The sequence below is a fragment of the Synechococcus sp. B60.1 genome (genome assembly GCF_047462555.1).
Classification (GTDB): domain Bacteria; phylum Cyanobacteriota; class Cyanobacteriia; order Thermostichales; family Thermostichaceae; genus Thermostichus.
On record NZ_JANSJN010000014.1, the window covers coordinates 9,498 to 13,431 of the forward strand.

Annotated in this window: 5 protein-coding genes; 3 read left to right on the plus strand and 2 right to left on the minus strand. The window is 60.9% G+C overall.

Annotated elements, in window-relative coordinates; genetic code table 11:
- Positions 1-115: 115 nt before the first annotated feature.
- Positions 116-1,309 (minus strand): aspartate aminotransferase family protein, encoded by a 1,194-nt coding sequence (locus NW863_RS02900; protein ID WP_414364288.1) that lies wholly within the window; start codon positions 1,307-1,309, stop codon positions 116-118.
- Between the two features lie 155 nt (positions 1,310-1,464).
- On the opposite strand from NW863_RS02900, the gene cysC reads away from it, so the two are divergent.
- The 3 genes from cysC to lspA all read left to right on the plus strand — a co-directional run bounded on the left by cysC (position 1,465) and on the right by lspA (position 3,032).
- Complete coding sequence (gene cysC, locus NW863_RS02905; RefSeq protein WP_414364256.1) at positions 1,465-1,992, plus strand: adenylyl-sulfate kinase; 528 nt, start codon at positions 1,465-1,467, stop codon at positions 1,990-1,992.
- Positions 1,993-2,088: 96 nt separating this feature from the next.
- A complete protein-coding gene (locus tag NW863_RS02910) occupies positions 2,089-2,313 on the plus strand; it encodes a hypothetical protein (protein ID WP_414364258.1) in 225 nt (74 codons plus the stop codon).
- A gap of 203 nt (positions 2,314-2,516) precedes the next feature.
- Positions 2,517-3,032, plus strand: coding sequence for a signal peptidase II (lspA, locus tag NW863_RS02915; protein WP_414364259.1), 516 nt, complete (start codon positions 2,517-2,519; stop codon positions 3,030-3,032).
- A 156-nt stretch (positions 3,033-3,188) separates the two neighbouring features.
- On the opposite strand, the gene NW863_RS02920 is transcribed toward lspA, so the two are convergent.
- On the minus strand, positions 3,189-3,934 hold a 746-nt coding region (locus NW863_RS02920; RefSeq protein WP_414364261.1), incomplete at its 5' end, for a carotenoid biosynthesis protein.

The window sequence follows — 3,934 nt, forward strand, 5'->3', positions numbered from 1 at the left end:
GCTTTGTTGCGGCCTACGCGGAGGAGGTACTGCCCCTGCTCGAGCAGGCCAGGGATCCCTTGCCCCATGAGGCCCGCCAGTGGCTGCAAGCGTTCTTGCAGCAGGTCTGGCAGAGCTAGGCTTTCAGGGACTCCGTTCCGCTGTCGCCAACGGCTAAGCTCTGCAGAGCCGATTCCAGCTGCGCCAGCGCCTCGTCAATCTCCTTTGGCGTGACGATCAAGGGGGGCACAAAGCGCACCACCTGCGATCCCGCTGGCACCAGCAGTAGTCCCTGCTCCAGGGCCGCCCTGACCACCTCAGCCGCCGGGATGCGCATGACTAGACCCTGGATCAGGCCCCAGCCGCGCACCTCCTGCACAAGCTGGGGGAACTGCTCCGCCAAGCGGGATAGACCCTGGCGCAGATAGTCCCCCGTCTGCTGGGCATTCCACACCAAGCTCTCCGCCATTAGGGTGTGGCAAACCGCCAAGCCCACCGCACAGGCTAAAGGATTGCCGCCAAAGGTGCTGGCGTGATCCCCCGGCTGAAACACGGCACAAAACTCTTTGGCTAAGAGGGCGCCAATCGGGATCCCACCCGCCAAGCCCTTGGCCAGGGTAAACACATCCGGCTCGATTCCTAGGTTGCAGTAGCCCCAGAGCCTGCCGGTGCGGCCCATCCCCACCTGCACCTCATCCAACATTAGCAGAATGCCCCGCTCACTGCAGACCCGGCGCAGCCACTGGAAGTAGGCAGGATCCCCGGGCACAACCCCTCCCTCCCCCTGCAGCGGCTCCAGCAGCACGGCACACACCCGCTCGCCCCAGCGCTCCAGCACCGCTGCCGTACCCTCGATATCGTTGTAGGGAACGTAATCAAAGCCAGGCACCAAGGGAGCAAAGTCTTTCTGGTACTTGGGCTGGCCGGTGGCCGTGAGGGCAGCCAGGGTGCGTCCATGAAAGCTGGCCTGGGCGGTGAGGATCACCGGATCTTGGATCCCGCGTACCGTATGGGCGTATTTGCGGGCCAGCTTGATGGCGCCTTCATTGGCTTCTGCCCCCGAGTTGCAGAAAAACACCTTGTCAGCACAGGAGTGCTGGGTCAGCCATTGGGCCAGTTGCGCCTGGGGTCGGTTGTAGTAGAGGTTGGAAACATGGTGCAACTGTTGTGCCTGCTGGGTGAGGGCCTGAATCCAAGCGGGGTGGGCATGTCCCAGGGTGCAGGTAGCAATGCCGGCCACAAAATCCAGGTACTCGCGCCCCTCCTCATCCCAAACCCGGCAGCCTTCCCCCCGTACCAAAGTCAAAGGGTAGCGAGCATAGGTGGACATCACATGCCGATTGAACAGCTCGGCGGTTGTCGCAGATCCCAAGGTGGCATCGACAAGAGAAGCGCTTAACGGCGGCATGGCAGAGGGAGAATGGACAGTGTTTCGAGTGTATCACTCTGGCCGGGGATGATATTCTGGCAAGGAGATCCACACCCATGGGGCGACGGGGGGTAACAGTCTGGTTTACGGGGCTAAGTGGGGCGGGCAAAACCACCCTGAGTTGCGGCGTGGCCCAGCAGTTGCAAGCTCTGGCGTTGCCGGTGGAAGTGCTCGACGGTGACCTGGTGCGGCAACACCTCACCAAGGGGCTGGGGTTTGGCAAAGAAGATCGGGATGAGAACGTTCGCCGCATTGGCTTTGTGGCCGAGATGCTGACCCGCCACGGGGTAATCGTACTGGTCTCAGCCATTTCCCCTTATCGGGCCACCCGGCAAGAGGTGCGGCAGCGCATCGGCAACTTTATCGAGGTCTTTGTGGATGCCCCCCTGGAGGTGTGCGAGCAGCGCGATGTCAAGGGCCTCTACCGCAAAGCGCGGGCAGGGCTCATCCAGCACTTTACCGGCATCGACGATCCCTACGAGCCACCAGAATGCCCGGAGGTGGTGTGCAAAACCGCTGAGCGAAGCATCTCCGAGTGTATTGAGCTGGTGATGCAAGGCCTGAGAAGCCACGGCTATCTCTAACAATTCTTCACCTCATAGAGCGCTGGGCCTGGCGGGCTGAGGATCCCTTGTGGGAAGATATGAACAAGCATTTCGTTTCTGAGAATCAAGGTAGCTATGGCAGTGACTCGTGCCGGACGAACCTCTGTGATGCGGGGCAGCAGCGAAGGGAACCCTGCCAAGTTTCTGGAAATGGCCAGCTCTCTGATCAACACTCGCACCCGCCAAGGTAGCGGCAAAAAGGTTGAAGATCGCTCCTCCTACGGCAAGGCGGGCAATCCGCAAGAGTTTCTGCAGATGGCCAGTGAGTTGCGCCGATCCCTGGAGCAACAGGGTCGGTAGCTGCCCTTGTCCTCTTCTCTGGACTGTGGGATCCCCGTCCGGCTCAGCCAGCCGGGCGTTTTTCTTGATTAAGCTCTCCAGCCAGATGAACCCCCAAGCCTTGCCCCTGCGGTTTGTCACCCACAGGTAGGAGAGAGAATGTCAGGATGGGAAAAGTGCTCCTCTGAGCGCTATTGCCAGTGGACGTGGTGAAGCAAAAGAGCATGAAAAACACGGGCTTTTGGCTGGCCGGGATCCTGGGCGTGATCCTGGATCAGGCGACCAAGCGCTGGGCGGTGGAGCGGCTGCTGCCGGGGCCGGAAATCGAGCTGTGGCCGGGGGTGTTTCACCTTACCTATGTGGAGAATACCGGCGCCGCCTGGAGCCTGTTTGCCGATTCGGCAGAGTTTCTCAAGTGGGTCTCGTTGGGGGTAGCGGTGGCGCTGGCGCTGCTGGCGATTCGCGGCGGCAGCCTGGGCCGTTGGGAACAGGCAGGCTACGGTCTGGTCTGGGCAGGAGCGGTAGGGAACGGCATCGACCGCTTTCTCAACGGCTACGTGGTGGATTTTTTTAATCTGGTTTGGATTCGCTTTCCGGTGTTTAACGTGGCGGATGTGGCCATCAACCTTGGGGTGGCCTGCTTGCTGATCGGCTTGCTACAGGACAAATCAAAGGGAACGGAACCGGCTTCCACTTTGTCTCATCCAGAAAAAAAATCTGGCCACGGCGGCAGCAGTTAAATAATAAACACCACCGCCGCCGCGACTTGGGCTCGTGGCTCCCAATAGCCGACAACTCTGCCGTCCCACCTGCGTCCAGTCAGATATAGGCCAGCAAGAGGGGTGAGCACCGAAAGGGCCAGGGCACTGTTGCTCCCTCCTAACTACGCCAGGCAGCTATTTCACCCTCGCCCAGCCAGGATCCTCCAGCGCCTGCCAGGTTGGAGCTGCCTCCCCTTCAACCGCTTCGGGATGGGAGGGTGCAGGTGGAGCGCTCCACCACAACCCTAAGGCTGGCCCCAAGCCCAGCAACAGGCCTAGCCCCGCTGGCGCGAAAATGCCGGATCCCAGGCTCATCAGCAGGGCAAAGGCAAAATTAGCTACATAAAGCACCAGTGGCCCCAACAACTGGCGGCGGTTCAACACAGGCTGATCTTTCCCCCAGAGGAGGTTGGCTACGGTCATAAAGGCCGCTCCGGTCAGCATCCAACCGCCAAAGTTCTGCAGCGGCATGCCAAAGAAGGGCCCCGGCTGAAACCAAGTCCAAAAGGGAATCAAGCCGCGGGTCATAGCCGGATCCAGAACAAAGTCCCAGGCAGTGAGCAGCAGTGCCCCCAACAGGATGGCCTCGCAGTGGATCAGCCAGTGGCGACCTGCTTGCAGGGCCACCCGCGCCAACAGGTAGGACGACAGCCCCACGTAAAACCAAGACAAAGGGATCGTGAAGGGAACCAGCCCGGCAATCTTGTAGCCCAGCCCACTGAGGTAGCCGTAGTCGCCAAAGGGGATCCCCGTGCTGGTACCCAGCAGCTCGCTGGCCAAGGAAATGCCCACCGCCGGGATCAGAAACATCAACAGGCGCCGCACCCCCAACAGTCGGGATCCCATCAAAGCCGCCGCCAGCGCTCCAGACACCATGTAGG